Origin of the sequence: Ruminococcus sp. B05 (assembly GCF_003628495.1) — a bacterium.
GTDB lineage: Bacteria > Bacillota > Clostridia > Lachnospirales > Lachnospiraceae > Schaedlerella > Schaedlerella hominis.
On sequence record NZ_RBZR01000025.1, the window covers coordinates 24,310 to 44,660 of the forward strand.

General features: G+C 36.0%; 19 protein-coding genes, 1 pseudogene and 1 riboswitch. Of the genes and pseudogenes, 3 read left to right on the forward strand and 17 right to left on the reverse strand.

All coding sequences use genetic code 11. The features are described from left to right. Positions 1-28: 28 nt before the first annotated feature. The 15 genes from D8Q48_RS14245 to D8Q48_RS14315 form a co-directional block, all read right to left on the reverse strand. On the reverse strand, positions 29-1,447 hold the full coding sequence (locus D8Q48_RS14245; RefSeq protein WP_121056399.1) for an NCS2 family permease: 1,419 nt from the start codon (positions 1,445-1,447) through the stop codon (positions 29-31). Positions 1,448-1,588: 141 nt separating this feature from the next. Beyond that, positions 1,589-1,685: riboswitch (purine riboswitch) on the reverse strand. 148 nt (positions 1,686-1,833) lie between these two features. Next, on the reverse strand, positions 1,834-2,643 hold the full coding sequence (locus D8Q48_RS14250) for an ATP-binding protein (RefSeq protein ID WP_121056932.1): 810 nt from the start codon (positions 2,641-2,643) through the stop codon (positions 1,834-1,836). Between the two features lie 380 nt (positions 2,644-3,023). After that, entirely contained in the window at positions 3,024-4,628 is a 1,605-nt protein-coding gene (locus tag D8Q48_RS14255; protein ID WP_243116307.1) for an FGGY-family carbohydrate kinase, read from the reverse strand. A gap of 6 nt (positions 4,629-4,634) precedes the next feature. After that, positions 4,635-5,093 (reverse strand): YhcH/YjgK/YiaL family protein, encoded by a 459-nt coding sequence (locus D8Q48_RS14260; RefSeq protein ID WP_117990600.1) that lies wholly within the window; start codon positions 5,091-5,093, stop codon positions 4,635-4,637. Then, positions 5,090-6,610: a tripartite tricarboxylate transporter permease gene (locus D8Q48_RS14265; protein ID WP_121056934.1), complete on the reverse strand. Its 1,521-nt coding sequence runs from the start codon at positions 6,608-6,610 to the stop codon at positions 5,090-5,092. Before D8Q48_RS14265 ends, D8Q48_RS14260 begins: the two co-directional genes overlap by 4 nt. Positions 6,611-6,624: 14 nt before the next feature. Then, positions 6,625-7,095: a tripartite tricarboxylate transporter TctB family protein gene (locus D8Q48_RS14270; RefSeq protein WP_117990606.1), complete on the reverse strand. Its 471-nt coding sequence runs from the start codon at positions 7,093-7,095 to the stop codon at positions 6,625-6,627. Positions 7,096-7,157: 62 nt separating this feature from the next. Then, entirely contained in the window at positions 7,158-8,147 is a 990-nt protein-coding gene (locus tag D8Q48_RS14275; protein WP_206027400.1) for a tripartite tricarboxylate transporter substrate binding protein, read from the reverse strand. Positions 8,148-8,160: 13 nt separating this feature from the next. Continuing rightward, positions 8,161-9,081, reverse strand: coding sequence for a dihydrodipicolinate synthase family protein (locus D8Q48_RS14280; RefSeq protein WP_117990751.1), 921 nt, complete (start codon positions 9,079-9,081; stop codon positions 8,161-8,163). A gap of 23 nt (positions 9,082-9,104) precedes the next feature. Beyond that, a complete protein-coding gene (locus D8Q48_RS14285; RefSeq protein ID WP_117990609.1) occupies positions 9,105-10,103 on the reverse strand; it encodes a sialidase family protein in 999 nt (332 codons plus the stop codon). A 124-nt stretch (positions 10,104-10,227) separates the two neighbouring features. Further along, positions 10,228-10,983, reverse strand: coding sequence for an IclR family transcriptional regulator (locus D8Q48_RS14290; protein WP_117990611.1), 756 nt, complete (start codon positions 10,981-10,983; stop codon positions 10,228-10,230). A gap of 242 nt (positions 10,984-11,225) precedes the next feature. Further along, the gene (locus D8Q48_RS14295) at positions 11,226-12,404 is read right to left on the reverse strand and encodes an MFS transporter (RefSeq protein WP_118688264.1); all 1,179 of its coding nucleotides are present in this window, start codon (positions 12,402-12,404) and stop codon (positions 11,226-11,228) included. Between the two features lie 502 nt (positions 12,405-12,906). Then, positions 12,907-13,272, reverse strand: coding sequence for a recombinase family protein (locus tag D8Q48_RS17930; protein WP_330514573.1), 366 nt, complete (start codon positions 13,270-13,272; stop codon positions 12,907-12,909). Continuing rightward, positions 13,265-16,237 carry a DEAD/DEAH box helicase family protein gene (locus D8Q48_RS14305; RefSeq protein ID WP_121056936.1) on the reverse strand — a complete coding sequence of 991 codons (2,973 nt, stop codon included), beginning with the start codon at positions 16,235-16,237 and terminating at the stop codon, positions 13,265-13,267. The genes D8Q48_RS17930 and D8Q48_RS14305 overlap by 8 nt, the downstream gene beginning before the upstream one ends. 53 nt (positions 16,238-16,290) lie before the next feature. After that, the gene (locus D8Q48_RS14310; RefSeq protein ID WP_121056938.1) at positions 16,291-17,136 is read right to left on the reverse strand and encodes a nucleotidyl transferase AbiEii/AbiGii toxin family protein; all 846 of its coding nucleotides are present in this window, start codon (positions 17,134-17,136) and stop codon (positions 16,291-16,293) included. Next, positions 17,133-17,726, reverse strand: a complete 594-nt coding sequence (locus D8Q48_RS14315) for a type IV toxin-antitoxin system AbiEi family antitoxin domain-containing protein (RefSeq protein WP_117990628.1) — start codon at positions 17,724-17,726, stop codon at positions 17,133-17,135. The genes D8Q48_RS14310 and D8Q48_RS14315 overlap by 4 nt, the downstream gene beginning before the upstream one ends. Positions 17,727-17,944: 218 nt before the next feature. Here D8Q48_RS14315 and D8Q48_RS17645 point away from each other — a divergent pair, with 218 nt between their 5' ends. Genes D8Q48_RS17645 through D8Q48_RS17655 form a run of 3 tightly spaced genes read left to right on the forward strand, consistent with a single transcriptional unit; the run spans position 17,945 to position 19,146 of the window. Next, complete coding sequence (locus D8Q48_RS17645) at positions 17,945-18,283, forward strand: hypothetical protein (protein WP_243116308.1); 339 nt, start codon at positions 17,945-17,947, stop codon at positions 18,281-18,283. A 1-nt stretch (position 18,284) separates the two neighbouring features. Beyond that, positions 18,285-18,731, forward strand: coding sequence for a hypothetical protein (locus D8Q48_RS17650; protein ID WP_243116309.1), 447 nt, complete (start codon positions 18,285-18,287; stop codon positions 18,729-18,731). Further along, the gene (locus tag D8Q48_RS17655; RefSeq protein WP_243116310.1) at positions 18,724-19,146 is read left to right on the forward strand and encodes a hypothetical protein; all 423 of its coding nucleotides are present in this window, start codon (positions 18,724-18,726) and stop codon (positions 19,144-19,146) included. The genes D8Q48_RS17650 and D8Q48_RS17655 overlap by 8 nt, the downstream gene beginning before the upstream one ends. Before the next feature lie 213 nt (positions 19,147-19,359). Here the strand turns inward: D8Q48_RS17655 and D8Q48_RS14325 are convergent, their stop codons facing one another. Continuing rightward, complete coding sequence (locus D8Q48_RS14325) at positions 19,360-20,232, reverse strand: ATP-binding cassette domain-containing protein (protein WP_121056940.1); 873 nt, start codon at positions 20,230-20,232, stop codon at positions 19,360-19,362. Between the two features lie 3 nt (positions 20,233-20,235). Next, a pseudogene (locus D8Q48_RS17935) lies at positions 20,236-20,351 on the reverse strand (transporter); the annotation flags it as partial.

The following is a 20,351-nucleotide window of genomic DNA, read 5'->3' on the forward strand; positions in this document are numbered from 1 at the left end:
AAACCTCCTATAATAACGTCCTTCCGCTTTATCCCAATGTCATAAAGGCATAACGTAAGATAAATATAATTGAAATAATCCATGTCAAAGCTTTGATTTCACGAGCTTTACCTGTAAACAGTTTCATAAAGCAATATGTGATTAATCCAACTGCTACACCATTTGCAATAGAATATGTAAATGGCATAAATACAACTGTACAGAATGCTGGCAATGCATTTGACATTTCACTGAAATCAACTTCTTTAATATTACTAAGCATCAGAATACCTACAAAAATCAGAGCTGGAGCTGTTGCCTGACCCGGTACGATACTTACTATTGGTGCAAATATGATTGAAGCAAGGAACAGTACTGCTGTTACTAAACTTGTCATACCTGTTCTTCCACCTGCAGCAATACCTGCACTGGATTCTACTACTGTTGTAACTGTAGATGTACCAACCATAGCACCTGCTGCTGTTGAAATCGCATCTGACATCAATGCTTCTTTCATGTGAAGGATTTCTCCATTCTCATCAATCATACCAGACTGTCTTGCAGCACCCATCAGAGTTCCAATAGAATCAAACATATTAACCAAAGAAAAACTAAGTACAAGCATTACTACTGTAAAGAATGTGCTTACTATATTGTCCCCTGCAAATAAACCTGCAAAGTCCATTTTAAATAATGATACTTCTGCAAAATCACTGAATTTTGCGCCCAAATTCATATCAAAAGAAGATAACTGTGTAACTCCCAAAGGAATTCCTGCTACAGTTGCCACTAAAATACCAATGATAATAGAACCTTTTACATTTCGTGCATTTAATACACCAATTACAATCAGACCGATCAGCGCAACAAGTGCTCCACAAATTAATGAAACATCTCCACCTTCACTTCTCCACTGTGCAAAGTCTACCATACTTACAAGTGTTGCTGAATTTCCTACAACTAATCCAGAATTTTTCAAACCGATAATCGTAATAAATAAACCAATTCCTGGCGTTATCGCCATTTTTACAGCATCCGGAATTGAACGGATGATTGCTTCTCTAAGTCCAACTGCTGTAATAACAATAAAGAAAATACCAGATATGAATACAATTACTAATGCCTGATTATAGGTATATCCCATAGCTAATACAACGGTATAAGCAAAAAACGCATTCAGTCCCATTCCCGGAGCTTGTGCAAACGGAACCTTTGCATACAGAGCACATAATATTGTTCCAATGAATGCACCAATACAAGTACCAATAAATACACCATTGGAAATCTTTCCTGCCATAACAGTATCTCCCATAATTACATATGGGTCTGCTAAAATCTGTGGATTCAGAATGAGAATATAAGCGATTGTAATAAATGTTGTTATTCCCGCTAAAATTTCAATTTTCATTGTAGAACCACTTTGTGAAATCCCAAAAAATCTTTCAAAAAAACTATCCCTTTTTTCCATTAGTATAACCTCACTTTCACATTTTGCAATTCTGCCATCTATGCAGTTCGGCTCTTGTTATGAAAAATTCCCCCTCCCTATAAAAAACATTAGCCTAAAAAGGGTCATCAAACAAAACTCTTTTTAGGCAAATAAAAAAAGAGTCACCACATAGGATTATGTAGTCAACTCTTTACGGTAGTTGGTAGAAACACTGGACCAATCTCCAGCATATACATAATAGCATTCGCATTAATTAATTTAATACAATCATACTATATTTGTTTACAATTATCTATTGATTTTATATTCAAAAAGCGTAATCATTTTTTGTACATATTGTATGTTTTGTTTTATTTTTCGCATTTTTTATGTGTTTATGCACATTTTAGAGACCTTGATACATTCTAATTCACCCTATATTTTACCCCGCGTCCTGCTCCTCTTCGTGTAATTACATTTTTATCCAGAAGACCATTGAGAACTCTTATTGTCTTATCTTTTCCCAAACCTGTAGCCTTCGCAAGCTCTGACCGTGTCATTTCATCCTTTTCTCTTAGTAACTTCCAAATCATCTTTTCTTCTGTTGATAAATCTTTCATATCTGTGAAAACTGGGAGTACTACCTGAATAGAATTCAAAAACACTTTATATTTTGGTTTTTCGATTGCATCTTTATATGCGTAATTAATTCGCATGATTCCGGTTCCGAATTTCTCTATATATTTCAATCTAAAAAACACATTTCCTATAATTGTATTTCGTAATATTGAAATCTGTCCATTTAGGTATTCTTCCTCATTAATTCCTTCCGGTAATCCACCTGGCGAATTAATTTCAATTCGATCCGAATACATGCTCACCTTTATAGAAGCTTTTACATCCCACATTCTATGGACCAAAGCATTTGCAATCGCCTCGCGAAAAGCTTTTTCTGGTATCTTATCAACTACATTTCTTGCTGTCCCTTCTATTTTCTCATACTGGTAATATCTCCGAAACATTTGAAGCACTTGCTCTAATTCGTCTAAAATAGAAATATATTCATACGCCTTTCGTTCCATAATTTCATCTATATTTTCCCCAAAACGTATTACATCAATTCCCATAAAACTATTCTTATCCGCAAGAAGTTCTGCCGCAACATTGAACCCAGTTTTATCTGAATATAACTCCAATGTCTTTAATATATCGCTATTCAGTTTTTCTATGTTCATTCCCTGTATTAGCACTTGCTCCAGTTTATTGAAAGTCAAATCTTGATTCTTTGCTATAATTTCTTCAAACGACTGATTTTGTTTATATTATAAAATCGTTGCAATTAATTTGCAACGATTCATCTTTTTGTTTTGAATTGATTGCATCAATTGAAGTAAAGTATTTCCAACAGAACACTTTTTATTCCTAATTGAGAGAATCACATTCCCCCAACCATGAAAACAACATCACCACACTTCCCAGAATAACAAGTATAATTGGCATTGCTTTATTTGCAAATACGGCTGCGATTCTTGCCCAGATGAGTGTAAATATAACATACAAAAAGGAGAGCTGTTTAATACAACTTACCAGTCTCCTTTTTTCTTTTATCATGCTATTAAATTTTTTTCATATATGCTACCGCTGCTTTTTCTACCTCAAGGCCCTCTTTATATCGATTCATAAACTCAGCGTATCCACATATTATTTCTTGATCCGGTACTATTTTTACACTTTTAGAATTTTTGAAAATATGATTATTTAGGAAATCTGTAAGCGTTTCTTCTGTATAATCCATGTATTCTGCCAATAGCGCAATTCCCCATGCACCACCTTCTCCCGCTGTTTCCATTACAATAACAGGTGTTTCCATTGCTGCTGCAAGATATTTTTGAGCAACTCCTCTTGTTTTAAAAATACCACCATGTCCCAATATTTTTTCAACTTTAACCGCTTCTTCTTTCATTAAAATATCCATTCCCAGTTTCATGGCTCCGAAACAAGTATACAACTGTGCTCGCATAAAATTAGCAAGAGTAAATTTTGTATTTGTTGGATGTAAAAACATTGGACAACCTTCATTCAATCCCACGCCATGTTCTCCTGAATGAAAGCAATACGGCAATAATCCTCCACAATCTTCTTCGCCCTTCAAGGACTCTTCAAAAAGAGTTTTATACAAATCTTTTTTCGATATTTCCATTTTGAATGCTTTCATACATTCGTCAAAAATTGAAATCCACGTATTAATTTCTGTGGTACAGTTGTTTGCATGTGCCATTGCAACTAATGCCCCCTCCGGAGTTGTAACCATATCTAATTGTCGATATACTTTTGATAATTCCCTTTCAAGAACAACCATAGCAAAAGCTGATGTACCTGCTGATACGTTTCCAGTCCTTTTTTCTACGCTATTTGTTGCAACCATACCAGTTCCTGCATCTCCCTCAGGCGGACACATCTTCGCTCCCGCCTGTAGCATTCCAGAAGTATCTAAAAGTAACGCACCTTTTTCTGTTAATACTCCTGCATTTTCTCCTGCAACAAGAATCTTGGGTAAAATCTGTTTTAATTTCCAGTTGAACTCTTTCGCCGCAATTAATTGATCAAACTGGCATAACATTTCTTGATTAAAATCCTTTTTTTCAATATCAATTGGAAACATGCCTGATGCATCTCCAATCCCAAGAACCTTCCTTCCTGTTAGCATCCAATGCACATAACCTGATAATGTTGTAAGATAGTCAATTTTTTCAACATGTTTTTCTTGATTCAGAATAGATTGATATAAATGTGCAATGCTCCATCGTTGCGGAATATTATAATTTAGCTTTTCTGTTAGAATATCAGCAGCTTCTTCTGTAATATTATTTCTCCATGTGCGAAACTCTGCTAATTGTTCTCCTTTTTTATCAAATGGAAGGTAGCCATGCATCATCGCACTTATTCCAATTGATTTTATTCTTTTTATTTTCACATTATATGTCATCGCAACATTTTCCAATAGATTCTGATAACATTTTTGAATTCCTGACCAGACTTCTGAAAGCTGATATGTCCAAATGCCATCGATAAGCTGATTCTCCCAATTATATCCACCAGTTTCCAGAATTTCTCCTTTTTTTCCGATCAATACAGCCTTTATTCTAGTCGAACCTAATTCTAATCCAAGGATTGCCTGTCCCTCTTCAATAATATTCTTTCGTTGTTCCATTTTTATCATAACACTCTACTCCACAGCAATCTTAAAAACAATCTTCTTTACAGATTCTTTTTCTATATTCTCTATACAAGGCATATGTGCATCCTGTGGCGCATAATACCCAAACGTACCACAACTAAGAATATTGTAGCCATGATGGTTTCTCTTTCTAAAAAATAGAATATCTTCTCTCGGTGTCCTATCTTCCTCTAATATAAGCTCATCCGAAAAATCCACATAAATTCTTTCATTTCCTTCAACTATATACTGCAAATCAGCATATTTTTTGTGGGCTTCCATTTTTCCTCCATCAAATTCTTTGGTTTTATAAAACTGAACAAGTGCAAACAATTTATCTCCAAGCAATTCATAACGTCCTGTTGGTAGCTTTTCCTTTTCAACACGAGCGATAAATTCTTTTATTTGTTCCACATATGGTCTTATTTCTTCATAATTATTTAGATTTTCTACTTTATCAAAAATCATTCCTCTTCATCGCTCCTATTTATCAGTTTTTTTCCAAACATTTTCCTTATAACTGGTCCAATCACTGGAGAAAGTAATGAAATTGCTGCTAAAGCAAGAAATACTGCACAAATCGGATGTGTAAAGAAAATAGAAAATTTCCCATCACTCATTGTAAGTGCTCCACGGAAGTTTGTCTCTGCAAGAGAACCTAAAATAATACCAATTACAATTGCAGACATTGAAAATTCTGTCTTGTTCATAAAGTAACCAAGAATTCCACAAGCAACCATTACAAATACATCTATCATTGAATTGTTATAAGCATATGCTCCAACAAAAGTAAGTGTAAAAATAACTGGAAGCAATATTTCTTTTGGGATATTTACTACCTTAACAAATACACGAATTAATGAAAATCCCATAACTCCCATTACAATATTTGCCAGTAATAAACCAATAAAAATTGCATATACCGAACTGGCCTGTTCTTTAAACAATAATGGTCCTGGCTGCATTCCCTGAACCATAAGTGCGCCAAGCATAATTGCTGTTGCACCATCTCCTGGAATGCCAAGTGTCAACATAGGAATCATGGCACCACCTGATACTGAATTATTACCAGCCTCAGGAGCAACAATTCCCTCCGGCTCGCCATTCCCAAAATTATCTTTATATTTTGACCATCTCTTCGCTTGGTCATAAGACACAAATGAAGCAATATCACCACCTGTTCCAGGAACACATCCTATAAATGTTCCAATAATTGAAGACCGCAATACTGTTACAAATACTCTCTTAATATCATCCCATGTTGGAAATACCCTGCTAATTTTCACATCTGTTTTTACATGCTTCTCCTTATAGCAATCTTCAACACTTTGTAATACCTGTGAAAAAGCAAATAATCCAATTAAAATAGGGACAAAAGAAATACCACCAAGCATATATGTCGTTCCAAATGTAAATCTCATAGAACCACTTAAATTATCAATTCCAATTGTTGCAATAAACAATCCAATAAATCCACCTAGCAATCCTTTTACAATTGAACCAGAAGAAACGCTTGTAATAATACTAAGTCCAAATACAGCAAGTGCAAAATATTCTGGTTTTGAAAATTTCAATGCAACCGACGCCAGCAATGGAGAAAAAATAATCAAACAAATCGCACTAAATACACCACCAAATGTTGAACCAAATGTAGATAACCCCAATGCTCTTCCGGGCTGTTTAAGTTTTGTTGCCATCGGATATCCATCCAATGTAGTAGCTACAGATGCCGGTGTTCCAGGAGTCTTCAATAATATAGCCGAAATAGAGCCTCCATAAATTGCTCCACAGTAAATACCAAGCAACATCAAAATTCCACCTACACCTTGAAATGCAAATGTTAATGGAAATAACAATGCAATTCCCATATTAACAGAGAGTCCTGGCATAGCTCCGATAAGAATACCTGCTCCAGTTCCAAAAATAAGACCAGCCAGATTTCCAATGGTAAAAACATTTCCCAGAGCTGTCATTATATCTGTCATTCTTTTTACCCCCTTTATCTAAAAAATATCGGTGCTGGCAATGTAATATTAAGCAGCATTCCAAACAGTACATAAATAGCAACCAAAGTAATTACTGTTGTCAATGCAATTCTTTTTACACTTCTTACTTCCAACAAATACATTACTGTCGGAATAAAAAGTAATATACCAACATAGAATCCAAGAAAATATAAGATTACACAAAATAGAATAATAACTCCAAACAGAATATATACTCTTATATTTGCTGGTGTTGATATTGTAAACGTTTTTTCTTCCAACTTCTTTTTATTTTTAATAGTTGAAATTAACAACACAGCTGAAAAAACAATAATCAGAGCTCCAAGAAGCATCGGCCAAAATCCTGCTCCCGGATCTCCTTCACCTAATTTAATTTTCAACGATGAAGCAAGCGCCACAATTCCTATTCCTACTAAAAACATGATTGCAGAAATTATATAATTTGCTTTCTTCATGTTTCCCATATCTTTTTGCCTCCCTATTATTCGGGCAAAGAAATTAATTCCTTTGCCCTTAATTCTACTATTTACTCAACATCAATATCTTTTAACAGATCTTCATACATTGCGTAATCTTCTTCCATCATTTTCTGACAATCCTCACCAATAATACACTGTGGATCGATTCCCTGTTTTTCAAAATACTCTTTAAATTCATCACTCTCACATGTTGTCTTTGCTGCATCTCTTAATTTTGTAAGAACATCTTCTGGAGTTCCTTTTGGTGCTACAAGACTTGCCCATGCACGAATTACCATATCATGTCCAAGTTCCTTAAATGTAGGCACATCTGGATAAATGCTTGAACGCTCTTCTGCCATGATTCCAAGAATCTTCATTTCGCCTGCATCTACCTGTGATTTATAACTAGATGGATCTGCAATTGTTGCATCGATATGACCACCTGTTAAAGCTGCTGCAATATCAGCTGAACCATTTGGATATGGAATATGTTTTAATTCAACATCAAACTCTTTTTCAAAACTTACAGCTGCCACATGCCAGATTGCTCCCATACCAGAGTTTCCAACTTGTACTTTTCCTGGATTTTCTTTACAATATGCCACAAAATCGTCAACAGAATCATATGGTGCATCTGCCGGTACAATCAATGCTGCTGGCGCTGCAATTGGTGCACAAATTGCTTCATAATCCTCTGGTGTTACCTGACATTTATTCTGCCATGGAAACATTGCTAACTCTACTGTAACCATTCCCAATGTATATCCATCCGCCTTTGCTGCTGATGTCTCAACCATTCCAGTAACACCGCCACCATCTGGTTTATTTGTTGCAACAAAATTGGATCCCTCCAAATTTTCTTTCATATATTGCATCAGACCTCTTGCTGCTGTATCAGTTCCACCACCTGCTGCTTTTGGTATAATTACAGAAATATCTTTACTTGGATAAGCATCTGCCGATGCTTTATCAGAACTTCCACTTGAACATCCCATCAATGTGGAAATTGCCATTACGCCTACCATTGTCATTGCAGCTAATTTTTTACACTTCATAATTTTATCCTCCCTAATCTCTTACCATATTTTCTACATTTTTTGCTAATCGATCTAATGCATGTACTTCTTTTTTAAACGTATCAGTCAAACCTTCTTTATTTTTCACCCTACTGTTGATCGTCATGTGAAGATTTTCGATTTCTGAAAGATGATATTTTGCATTAACTGGATAATGTTGTCTTTCAATTAAAGATGCTACTGTCAAGAAATCCGAAACTTCTACTGCTTTTTCGTCTTTATAGTTATCACACAACCATGTATACAACTGTGGATGGAAATTATCCATTACTCCGCAAAATCCTGCTGCCCCTTCTTTCATTGATTCCAGTAATGTTGTCGTATTTGCATTATATAATCTTAAATTTGAGCCTTTAATTACATTTAATTTTTCTTTTATCTGATTAATATCACAACAAGTATCCTTTAAGAAATAAAATCTTCCTGTAGATGCACACCATGAAATAGTTTCTGGTGAAAGTAATCTCTTATATGGATAAGGACACTCATAAAACCCTAACGGAATTTTAGCATCCATATTATCCAATATTTTCTTACAATTTTCGATCCATACTGAATCATTTTCATCTTCCTTGGCAAGACGATTTGTAATAAGAATTACAGCGTCTACCCCTGTTTCCGCAATTGCATTGAGTTCTTCAATTTGATCCTCCATTTTTTTTGATACATGTCCTGATGCAATGACCGGAACTCTTCCTGCTGCAAACTCTACTGTTTTTTTTGCATATTTGATTCTTTCCTCCAATGACAAATAAAACATTTCACTTGATTGGCATACCGCAAATAATCCTGATACCCCATTTTCAATATACCAGTCTACCAATTCTTTTAACGCCTCGTAATCCACTTCATTACTGTCCGTAAATGGGGTTAACATAACTGGCCATGATCCCCCCGGAAATCGATTTTCCATCTTGTGCTCCTTCCTTTCTATTCTCATTTTTTTATTTTCCAAAAGGCAATATTCTTCCTTTTGTATGTGTAAGTAATATATATGAACTCCTCATCCTGTATAATTGCAGGATAGGCAAATTCACCATCTCCCGAACTTAAATCTCTAAGCTTTTCCCAAGATTCTCCTCCATCTTTCGAAACTGCCAACGAAATAGGTGTTCGTTCTCCCCAATTCACTCCAATCGGATTATAAACAAGAAATAATCGTCCATTCTCAGCTCGAATCATATCTATTCCACTATTATTATTAGGAAGTTCTGTTGCATAAGCATCTGTCCAAGTCCTTCCTCCATCCTGTGAATCACTTCGATATATTTTCCCTTCTGTGCTTCTTAAAAGCATATGTACTTCATTAGGATTGCTTTCCCAAAGTGTTGGTTGAATCACCCCTCTTCCATAAAAAGATTGTTCACTTACAGGAATCGAACTATCCTTTTTATCTACTGTTCGTTCCCCTTCTATATATTCCAACTGTCGTATTTCCACTTCTGAAGATTTTTTCCATGTAACTCCATCATCATCCGAACAATCTGTAAATGCTTTCCATATTCCCGATTCTGTAGAACCTGGTGCAAGAATCCTACCGCTTGCCAGACGAATCGGCTTGTTTCTCACTGGTCCTCTTCCGCCAAAATCATCTTTAACCAATTCTTTTTCTTCACCAAATGATTCTCCGTTATCCTCAGAAATACGATACATTGTTCTCCATTTGCTTATTTCATTTCCAACCTTATAAAAGATAATAATTTTGGATTCATTAATGCGAAATAACACTGGATTCCAATGTGCCTCATCTGATTGTGCCAGAATTGCAGGTTTTTCGAAATAGTCTTCATTTCCACGCGCTATCCAAATTGCAACATCTTCATTCCCCTCTTTTGTCCCACCAAACCACGCTATTAAAAATTTTTCATCATCTAATTTTAATAATGTCGAAGCATGACACATATCCGTTGGGCACTTTTCCATTATTAATTTCATTTCTTCCTCCTTTTGTTCTGTATGTCAGAACGCCGTTCTGGTATACAATCTTTTTTTATGTGAACGCAATTTTTATTACGTTCACATTTGTTTACATTCTCTATTAAATATACATATTCTTACATCATAATCGATTTTCAATCTTCGCTACATACTTTTTCATCTGTAACGCCCAACTCTCAATCTTTTCTTCTGTAAAATGAACAGCCAGACCACTGACACTAATCGCAGCATACAATTTATGTGATTTATCAAATATTGGCATTGCCACACATTTTACACCAAATTCATGCTCCATATTATCAATTGCATATCCTCGTTGTCTTGTCACTTCAAGTTCTTTTCTTAATTGAGCTGCATCAGAAATCGTATGATCTGTATATATCGTAAGCTCCTTTTCAAGATATTCTTGGATTTCTTCTTCTGAAAGATTCGCAAGCATTGCTTTTCCAATACCTGTACAATGCATTTCTGCCCTTTCACCTAAAATGGATCTCATCAAATTTACTGACTCTGCTGGATATGTAGCATCCAAATATACAACTTCTCCTTCATGTGGTATTGCAAGATATACTCTCTCATCCGTAATATTAGCTAGCTCCTGCATATATGGCATGGCAATCTTGATAATAGAAAATGTATCCTCCATTGCTCTGCTTAATGCAAATACCTGCATTCCTAATTTGTACCGTTCTGTCTCTTCATCTTTTTCCAGATAATCCATTGCCTTGAGAGTAGTAAGTATATCATATACATTACTCTTGTATAAACCAAGGCGATCACTAATTTCTGTAACCCCCCAGGTTGGTTTTATCAAGAAACAATTCAGAACATCTAATGCTTTTTTTAATGATTTAACTTTAATTTCATCTTGAGCCATTTATAACTCCTTCTCGGTCGTTCTGTAATTCAGAACTTTGTTATGTTTTTCTGTATCTAAAGAATAGCACAGTTATTGCTTGATAACAATTGTCTAAACTCAATAGATTTTTTTCCGTTTTTTTGTTCATTTTGTATATTATCTTTTATTTAACAATCTTTTTGTTAATTTTTACTTAACAAATAAAAAAGAACTGTCGAATATAAAATAAAACGACAGCTCATTCCAAGTCACTCTATATTTTAGCCATTATTATGCATACTGGTTTTCTTCGTCAGTGCCTCATGCATCACAAACATCAAAATCAAAATAATAAACAAGTACACCGGCAATAACGCAACCGTGATATGATTTGCAATCAATCCAAAAACAGGCGGCATCAACAATGTTCCCACATACGCACTTGCCATCTGTATCCCGATAATTGCCTGTGATTTGTCTGCACCAAAATGTGTTGGCGTAGAATGGATTATACATGGATAGATTGGTGCACATCCAAGTCCGATCACTATCAAGCCAACCAATGACAATGTCTGACCAAATGGTAGGAACATAATCAAGATTCCGACCGCGATCAGCACTTGTCCTAACCGAATCATCTGAACATCATTTAATTTCATTGTAACAAATCCACTTAGCGCACGTCCAATGGTAATGCCTATGTAAAACATGCTTGCAAATGTTGCTGCTGTTTCTGCAGATACACCCTTATATAATGACAGATAACTGCTTGCCCACAATCCCGCGGTCTGTTCCAATGCACAGTAACAGAAAAAGCATACCATGATTTCTTTTGCTCCCGGTATTCGGATAACTTCTCTTAAAGATAAGGCTTTTGCTGAGACTTCCTGTCCATTGTCATCTATAATCTCTGGTCGATTCTTCCACAGAGGCAGGCTGAAGATCAAAATCATTGTAAGTACGATCTGCAATACAGATATCACACGATATCCACTATTCCAACTTCTTCCGTTTGTCAGGACATATCCCATAATGTATGGTCCTGCTGCCGCACCGATTCCCCACATACAATGCAGCCAGCTCATGTGTTTGCTCTCATAATGTAATGCCACATAATTATTCAGAGAAGCATCTACGCTTCCCGCACCGAGACCGTAAGGAATCGCCCACAAACATAATGCCACAAAAGAATGACTGGTGGAGAATCCAAATAACGCGACCGCCGTCATCGCTACACTGATTGCAGTTACCTTTCCCGTTCCTAATTTTCTCGTCAGTCGATCACTCTGCAAACTGGAAATAATGGTTCCAAATGCAATGATCATCGAAATTGCACCTGCATATGATATCGACACGTGTAATTCCCGATACATGGATGGCCACGCTGCTCCAAGCAACGCATCCGGCAATCCCAGACTAATAAATGATAAGTAAATGATAAGTAATAATAGTTGAAACATCGATGTAAACTTCCTTTTCTTTAATAATTCATATTTTAGCTTATTAGCACTTTTTTGTAATCTGTAAATGATACCATGATTCTCTCAATATTCCCCGATATTCCACTTGGCTTGCTTTTAAATATCTATTTGCCAGCATAAAACTCCAGACAGCGTTTTCGTCTTGATCCAACTGCTCGAATACAACCTGCTCATCAAAATTTACAAAGAGTGCAAGGTGTAAGGCACCAATAAATTTTTATGATTGGCAAAATTTTCTTCCCGAATCTTATTTTGCACTTAATTTTCTTTCCAGAACAACAAGTATACCGTCTCGACAGTACTTTCTTTGTCCCAACAAAGTTCCTGTGTTTCCCTGTCCCCAAAATACACCGGAAAACGGAACTTTATGTGCTTCAGGAATCTGCCATCCGGCTGCTCCTGCTCGTAAATGTCCACCTGTTCTACAAAGCTGTTAAGAAATTCTTTCTTCTCCAGGTCGGTGAACTTATCATATAGTTTATCAAAATATAAAAGAAATTGATAGACGTTTTCTTCTGATAATCAGATTCACTCCAAAATCCTGCATCCTCTGCAAAGAATTTAAAACATCTGCCGCATTACGACCGAATCTGGAAAGCTTGAACACCAGTACAAACTGAACCTCATCTGTTCCATTCTCAATATTATCCAACATTCTCTGGAATTCCGGTCTGCCCTCTATGCTCTTTCCAGATTTACCTTCATCGGAATGCTCATTTACGATTTCCATGTTCTGAAATTCCGCATATCTCTTGAGTTTTTCTTTCTGAGCATCCAGACTGTAGCCATCTACCTGCATGGTTGTGGATACTCTGGTATATATATCGCATTTAATCTTTTTATTCACTTTTCCTCCTCTCCTCAGAACATCCCAAAGCAATTTCCAACAATTCTGTTGCAACTTGTGGATTTCTGATACGCATTAAGTTATCCCAGACATCTGCTTTTCCAAGAAGATTCATCCCACCATGCCATACTATTTCATCATCAATAACGGCAAAGCATTCTTCTACTTCTTTTCTTGTTATCACATTTATTCCTACCAATTGCATTATTCTGATTAATTCATAACATACATCCGACTTTCCGTAAGTAATATCTTCCGGATCTGTTGTAATAACTGTGATCCTTACCCCTACTTCCTGTCTCTTCTTGATTAGTAATAAAAATCTGTCAATTTTATCTTGTCTGATATCCGGACTGGAAATCACCACCTTTTTTTCAGACTCTACAATATCTTGCTCAAATTTTTCGGTATAATTTACAGAATCAAATATTGCATTTATTATTTGTTTAGATTGCAACTCTTGCGTCCAGATTGAAAATCCTGTCTTCCTGTATGTTCTCAATCTTTTATTATACATTTTATCAAAATAACGCACATGCGAATCGATATAATCATACACATAAACGGCTTCTTTTCCGACATAATCTCTGTTTAATCTACCTACATACTGTTCCAGGCGTCCTTCAAAAGATACAGGTGCAGCAAGCATTAATACATCCAGTCTTGGAAAATCAAACCCTTCTCCTATTTTCTGACCAGTTGCCACCAAAATAAGCGATTCATTTTCAGGTATCTGCTTTAATTTTACTCTTATTTCAGTATTTTCCTTATCCGAATTATCCCCATATAGAAGGAATACATGATCTGCTTTTTCCTTTAAGGCATCATGTAATAATTTTGCATGTTCCTTAAATCTTGTCAAAATTACAGGCGTTTGTTTTCTTGCGACACAAGTTATAACATCATCTATAATCATTTCATTGCGCACCTTACTGGTACTAATCAAATTATATGCTTTATTAATATTATCCTTGCTTTCTACAGTATCAACTACTCTTGTGTATCTTGGTACAAAATAATGCCCAATTCCCTGTTCCTTAGCCCTCTCCAATGCAGTAAATCTATGTCTCAAAGGTCCCAACAACATATAGATAATCCGATCAAGGCTGTCACCACGTTTAGGTGTAGCAGAAACACCATACACGTATTTTGCGTTTATTTTTTGTAATAATTCCATAGATGTGTTAGAAGCTGCGTGATGGCATTCATCCATAATTACCATTCCGTAAGAATTAATTCGTTCATTAAATTTCCCTCTGCTGTACATTGAACCAACCATTGCAACATCTATGATCCCTGTCAATGTATTTTTATTTCCGTGCAAAACTCCTATGACGCTATCCCGTTTTTTCTTTCTTCCTGTTTTTGTTTCATATTCCGGTGGTTCTTCTCTTATCTCTAAGAAATGATTCAATTCATCAACCCACTGATTAAGCAAATCTTTACTTTGTAGCAAAATGAGCGTATTTACTTTTCGCTCTGCAATAAGGTAACTACAGACTACAGTCTTTCCAAAAGCAGTTGCCGCACTCAGAACCCCATCTGAATGTGATAATAATTTTTCTGCTGCTAATTCCTGTTGCATTCGCAAATCACCTTTAAAAGCTACTCTGATAGGTTGTCCTATTTCTCTTTGATCTGAAACATCAACTGAAATGCCTGCTTTTTCACATTCCTGTATAACATTTTCACGCAGTCCTCTCGGAATCTGTATATATCCATCTATATCCTTACCTAAATATACAGCACTAAAATTATAATAATTAGAATATCCCAGCCTTTTATTTTTGTAAAATTCCGGATTATCAAATGCCGCCAAACTACGAATCTGATTTTGTATTCTTGGCATAAGGTTTAAAGTATCAATATAAACTCCATTGCCCAATACCATGTGAAGCTTGCCCACAACATCTGACTTACAAAACTCACATTTCTTCTTCCATGGTTTCGGTCTGGTATTCTTATCAACATTGGCAAGCATTCCTCTGGCTTCCGCTAATTCTCCCTGCCATTTTGCCATGCATTGTTCAACCTCTTCTATTCCCAGCTTTCTTGTTTTATTAAAAAGAGTCTCCCATTGATCGGGATATGCATTCCAATTTTCATCTACAAAAGCACTATTTCCGTTTTTAAGTGCCTGTCCCTGTAATGGCAATGCAATCAAATTACCTATGCTGCTTGCCACATCCTGCGAAGGATACATTCTATCATAATAATGAAACGATTTCAGATTGATGGAAGTTGAACCTTTATCCAATAAGAGAAATCCGAAATTTCTTGCCGTTGCCGCCGGTATTGCCTTTTTAAAGAAAATCCATACATGTGCCCCTTTCCCGGAGCGGGATCTCTCAACTAAAGGTCTGATACCATTAAGCTCACACATTTTTCTAAGTGCTTCTACTTCTTTATACCACTCATTATCCGTATTTGCAAAGTCCGTAACCTCTGCTCCTTTTTCGTGATTGTCAAAATCAAATACAATAAATCTGCATGTACCATTTGGCAATAAAGGATATACACCTATTACATCTGATCCATCTTCTTTTGTGCCTAACAAATGAGCAATTATTTTTTTTACATCCAGACTTATCCATTTAGTATTTTCACATTCATCACAAAACACTTTCTCTTTACGTTGTTTAGGGCAAAACCGGTCATTCCAACGATTCGCACATTGTGGAAAATAGCCCCCGTTCTTTTCTCTTCTGGCATATACATCTTCTCTTCCCCAAAACATAGAAAAGAAACGTATTGCCATTTTCTCTGTAATATACGATGGATTTACAATACGATTTCCTTGATCCAGGTCATATTCTTCTGCACTTTCTATTTTTTCTTCAAAATGATTCACCTCTTCATAGGAAATGCCTGCTTTCTTCAATTTATCTTTTAATATCTTGTTCTCATATTCAAGCAACCTAACCATCTTTCTCAATGAATCTGCATCATATGCTTCTATGTTCAAACCTTCCACCTACAATTCTTATTATTTTGTCACTGATCCAGGAAACCTGGTCGCTAAAAAAAAGAAATTTTTTCAATATTATCTACTATTGTTTCCGATACTTCTCCCCACGAAAGATCATCAACAAAATAGTTTACACGCTTAAAATGATTCCACATTTCGTCGAGTCCAAAATCATCTTTAATCTTGTCTAAAGTTTCTCTCACTTCCTCCTCGCCAAAAGAAGTTTCACGCTTCATGCAAGTAGCCGCAAATGCCTTTTTCAAAACATCAAAGCTTATCTGGTCAGCCTTTGAATTCATAATCTCATATACATCATAAAAATCCCTCATTCTGGTATTCGCAAGTCCTCTTGCCAAAATCGTCTGCATCTTTTCTGCAAGAAGAGTTTCAAGATTATACGACAAAACTGAAATTGATCTGTCTTCAAACATAAGCTTGTATTTATACTCCACTGCACCTGGCGTGATTGCATCATCCGTAGAAATATCGATCTTAAAAGGTTGTCTCATTCGTTCCAGATTAGCTTCTATCATCATCCTAATGCCAGGATAGTCAAATTCTTCCATGATTTCTTTTACTGATGTAATCTTAAAGTTTACCCCATCTTCAAGCTGAAGCTCACCGATTCTCTCAATGATTGCTCTAGCATCCTTCTCATTAAGAGGTAATGCTTTCACAGTGGTATCGATATCCATTGTAGCTCTCATGTCTACACCGACAATAGAAGCAACAAGCATTCCGCCTTTCAAAATAAAATTATTCCTGTATTCAGAAACAGAAACTCTTTCTAAGAACCTTTCCATAAAATATGTTCTAATTAGTGCTTGCGCAACTTCACTATTCCCGCCGGACATATTTTTTACTTTGTCTTTAAGTTGTTTCGCTGTATGAATCATACCATTACCTCCACATACATCATCACTTCATCCCTTACTCCAAGTTTAACCGCATACTCAATCAATCTTGAAAGATTCTTTTCCTTCGAGGACATATATTCCTTGATTGCTGTCTGATATAACTGAATTTCATATTTCTTTCGATCTTTAATCAAATCACAAATACATCTTTCCTTGTCATATACTTTAACCAAATTACCGCTGCTTGACGGGATTTCACAGGTCCCCATATCAAGAATCTCTGGGTTTGCGTAACGAACTTCTTTGTTTTTCTTTTTGATATGTGTTGCATTATACCCGGTAGGAACAGTGAAACAAATATGACTGTATTCTCTGTCGATAAGACCATGCAAATAAAGGGCGGTCTCGCCCGAATAAATAATATTCTTATTTCGTTGCTGGAGTACAAACAACTCATCTGGCCACACATTATCTAAGATATAAATGCCATGTGCCACTTTTTCCATATCATGCTCTCTGACGTATTTTGAGACAGATGGCTTTGATACACCTGATTCAACGGCCTTCGATGTAATCAAATATCCATTGTCTTTTTCAATTAGCGATTCCAAAATATCTGATGTTGACATAGTTGTCCTCCTTATCCTTGATATTTACTTTCGTGCTTAAATTATATTATATTTAAGCGTAATAGTAAACACAATCCTTATATGCTTGCAGAAGTAAAAGATAATCTGAGCTTATTTTACAGAACCTGCCGGGAAACCACATTGAATAGAAATTGAATCGATGCGATTTTTCTTCTATTAGCACTTGTTTAAAAAATTATATCAGCGAAAGTAATCATATGAGTCAGCCTGATTTTTTATACGAATTATTTGAAGATTTTATAGATGATCCGGCAAATCAGGATTTTTCAATGGACAACGGTCTGGTTTTCCGCTGGATGACTGGTCAGGCTAAAATCAGTCCTAAAATATCCGCTTACTATTCCAAGCCATCCAATCAGGAAAAATTAGCCCATACCATCCACCAGAATCTTCTTACACTGATGTCTGACTGTAATATGGCTATACAGGATATTTACACTTTATTCATTCAGGATGACAGCATCTCAGATGCGAAAAAGAAAAATCTGACTCCCTTATGTAGAATATACCGGCAATCTTCATCAGGATATTACTGACATGGATTTTATTGACGATCTGCCGGAAAGCACGGAACAGGAACGTTTCCAAAGGCACAACCGATTCCTGCGTTCTCTAAAGGCTGATACTCTGTTAATCATAGACAATTTCAATGTCACTGCTACACAAGACAGCTTTCTGTCAGTAGTATTAAAATATCGCTGCCAGATTTTGTTTACAACCAGAAGCAGACTGGATGAGTACTGTACCCTGCCATTAAAAGAAATATCAGATATGAACGCTCTCTTCCAGCTGGCATCAGTATTTTATTCAGAGGCAGACACGTACCGGGCAACAGTTGAAAAGATCATCGAAACTGTTCACTCTCATACTTTTGCTGTGGAACTGGCAGCAAAACTACCTATTACAGTCATATCCATACGCTGTTTTCGTTATACACTTTATCTCTTAAACAGCAGGATAACAGCACATATGTTTAATGCATAGAATGGAAGTAGATTATTACAAAAAGCTATTTCAAACAATAGGAACTATCTTAGATCTGATTGAAAAAGATGATATGCCAAAGTATCTGCTTTTTCTGGAAAATGCATTTCCATACATGGATAACTATAACTATCACAAAGGTATGAAGGGAATCATTCAGGAACTGAAGGTGCTGTTAAAGACAAAAAGCATTGGTACCGACTCTGACCGGGCGTTATTACTGGATTTTCAGGCACCCCTTGAAACCAAACCTGAAAAAGCAATAAAACTGGAAAAAGATGCACTTGCCCAGATAGAAAATATCACTGCTGACAATGCTCGCCTCGTTTCTAACCTTCATGCCAATCTTGGAGGACTTTACCGCATGAACGGTTATCCCGATCTTGCAAGAGAACACATGCAACCATTTATCTGATGACCGCAAATCTTTCACAAGCCAAAACACATTTTAAAAAAGCTTTCAAAATATATGAAAAGATCTGGGCTGATGAGCCTGAAATGATTGAAGCAAAATATCGGGAGATTCAGGAATTATATCCACAGATTGGATTTTCCATTGGAAAAACTCTATCCGTTCTTTTAACAAAACAATCATAATTTACGGCGGGCAACTTGCCCGCCGTTATATTCAACTATTCGTCAAATAAATATACGCATCTTCCAAAGTGATATCATTATCCGGGACACACTTCTCATTTGGCTTTTCTTTGCTTAACACTTTCATATGAATTCCATTTTCTACATACTGCTTAGATGAAATAGAATACTTGGCTTCTAACAAATGGGCTTCTTCTGCATTTTGTACCGTACAATTCCAAACACAGCCCTTTGCATTTTCCAGCAATCCACTCACGCTTCCGGAATATAAAAAATTTCCTTTTTTCATTATGGCAAGTTGTGTACAGGTTGCTGCTAAATCTTCTACTACATGAGTGGAAAACAGCACCGTTCTATCCTTTGAAAAATCAACCAGAAGATTGCGGATCCTGATTCTTTCTTCCGGATCTAACCCAGTTGTCGGTTCATCAATAATCAAAAAATCCGGATTATTAAGAAGTGCCTGTATGAGTCCGACACGTCTCTTCATACCACCAGATAATTGCCGCATTTTTTTATTCTGATGCTCTGTAAGAGAAGTTTTTTCCAGATAATAAGTAATTCTTGGTTCGAGGTCATTTCTGGATACTCCTGACAGTCCTCCCATATATACAAGACATTCTTTCACCGTAAGATTCGGATATAAGTCGATTTCCTGTGGAAGATAACCAATCTTTTTCTGTATTTTCTCATAATTTCCCTCGTTATACAGAATTCCATCAAGGGAAACCATTCCTTCCGTTTGTTTTAAAACGGTTGTAAGAACCCTCATCAAAGTGGTTTTTCCAGCACCATTCTCACCCAAAAGTCCGTAAATTCCCTTAGGTATTTCAAGAGATGCCTTATTTACTGCAACTACACCATTTTTAAATCTAACTGTTAAATCATTTATTCTAATACTCATAATCTATCCTCTTTTCTTTAAAGCCATTGGTAATACTGCAAATAAAAACAGCCCCGCTATAAAAGACACAAGCGTTCCATAAATCCAACTCTCGGACATTAATTGAGTAGGTTCACAAA

Excerpts from the sequence above, each read along its gene's own strand:
- D8Q48_RS14245 (WP_121056399.1), bottom strand. The coding sequence starts at position 1,447 with ATGGAAAAAAGGGATAGTTTTTTTGAAAGATTTTTTGGGATTTCACAA.
- D8Q48_RS14250 (WP_121056932.1), bottom strand. The coding sequence starts at position 2,643 with ATGAACATAGAAAAACTGAATAGCGATATATTAAAGACATTGGAGTTA.
- D8Q48_RS14255 (WP_243116307.1), bottom strand. The coding sequence starts at position 4,628 with ATGATAAAAATGGAACAACGAAAGAATATTATTGAAGAGGGACAGGCA.
- D8Q48_RS14260 (WP_117990600.1), bottom strand. The coding sequence starts at position 5,093 with ATGATTTTTGATAAAGTAGAAAATCTAAATAATTATGAAGAAATAAGA.
- D8Q48_RS14265 (WP_121056934.1), bottom strand. The coding sequence starts at position 6,610 with ATGACAGATATAATGACAGCTCTGGGAAATGTTTTTACCATTGGAAAT.
- D8Q48_RS14270 (WP_117990606.1), bottom strand. The coding sequence starts at position 7,095 with ATGGGAAACATGAAGAAAGCAAATTATATAATTTCTGCAATCATGTTT.
- D8Q48_RS14275 (WP_206027400.1), bottom strand. The coding sequence starts at position 8,147 with ATGAAGTGTAAAAAATTAGCTGCAATGACAATGGTAGGCGTAATGGCA.
- D8Q48_RS14280 (WP_117990751.1), bottom strand. The coding sequence starts at position 9,081 with ATGGAAAATCGATTTCCGGGGGGATCATGGCCAGTTATGTTAACCCCA.
- D8Q48_RS14285 (WP_117990609.1), bottom strand. The coding sequence starts at position 10,103 with ATGAAATTAATAATGGAAAAGTGCCCAACGGATATGTGTCATGCTTCG.
- D8Q48_RS14290 (WP_117990611.1), bottom strand. The coding sequence starts at position 10,983 with ATGGCTCAAGATGAAATTAAAGTTAAATCATTAAAAAAAGCATTAGAT.
- D8Q48_RS14295 (WP_118688264.1), bottom strand. The coding sequence starts at position 12,404 with ATGTTTCAACTATTATTACTTATCATTTACTTATCATTTATTAGTCTG.
- D8Q48_RS14310 (WP_121056938.1), bottom strand. The coding sequence starts at position 17,136 with ATGATTCATACAGCGAAACAACTTAAAGACAAAGTAAAAAATATGTCC.
- D8Q48_RS14315 (WP_117990628.1), bottom strand. The coding sequence starts at position 17,726 with ATGTCAACATCAGATATTTTGGAATCGCTAATTGAAAAAGACAATGGA.
- D8Q48_RS17645 (WP_243116308.1), top strand. The coding sequence starts at position 17,945 with ATGAGTCAGCCTGATTTTTTATACGAATTATTTGAAGATTTTATAGAT.
- D8Q48_RS17650 (WP_243116309.1), top strand. The coding sequence starts at position 18,285 with ATGGATTTTATTGACGATCTGCCGGAAAGCACGGAACAGGAACGTTTC.
- D8Q48_RS17655 (WP_243116310.1), top strand. The coding sequence starts at position 18,724 with ATGCATAGAATGGAAGTAGATTATTACAAAAAGCTATTTCAAACAATA.
- D8Q48_RS14325 (WP_121056940.1), bottom strand. The coding sequence starts at position 20,232 with ATGAGTATTAGAATAAATGATTTAACAGTTAGATTTAAAAATGGTGTA.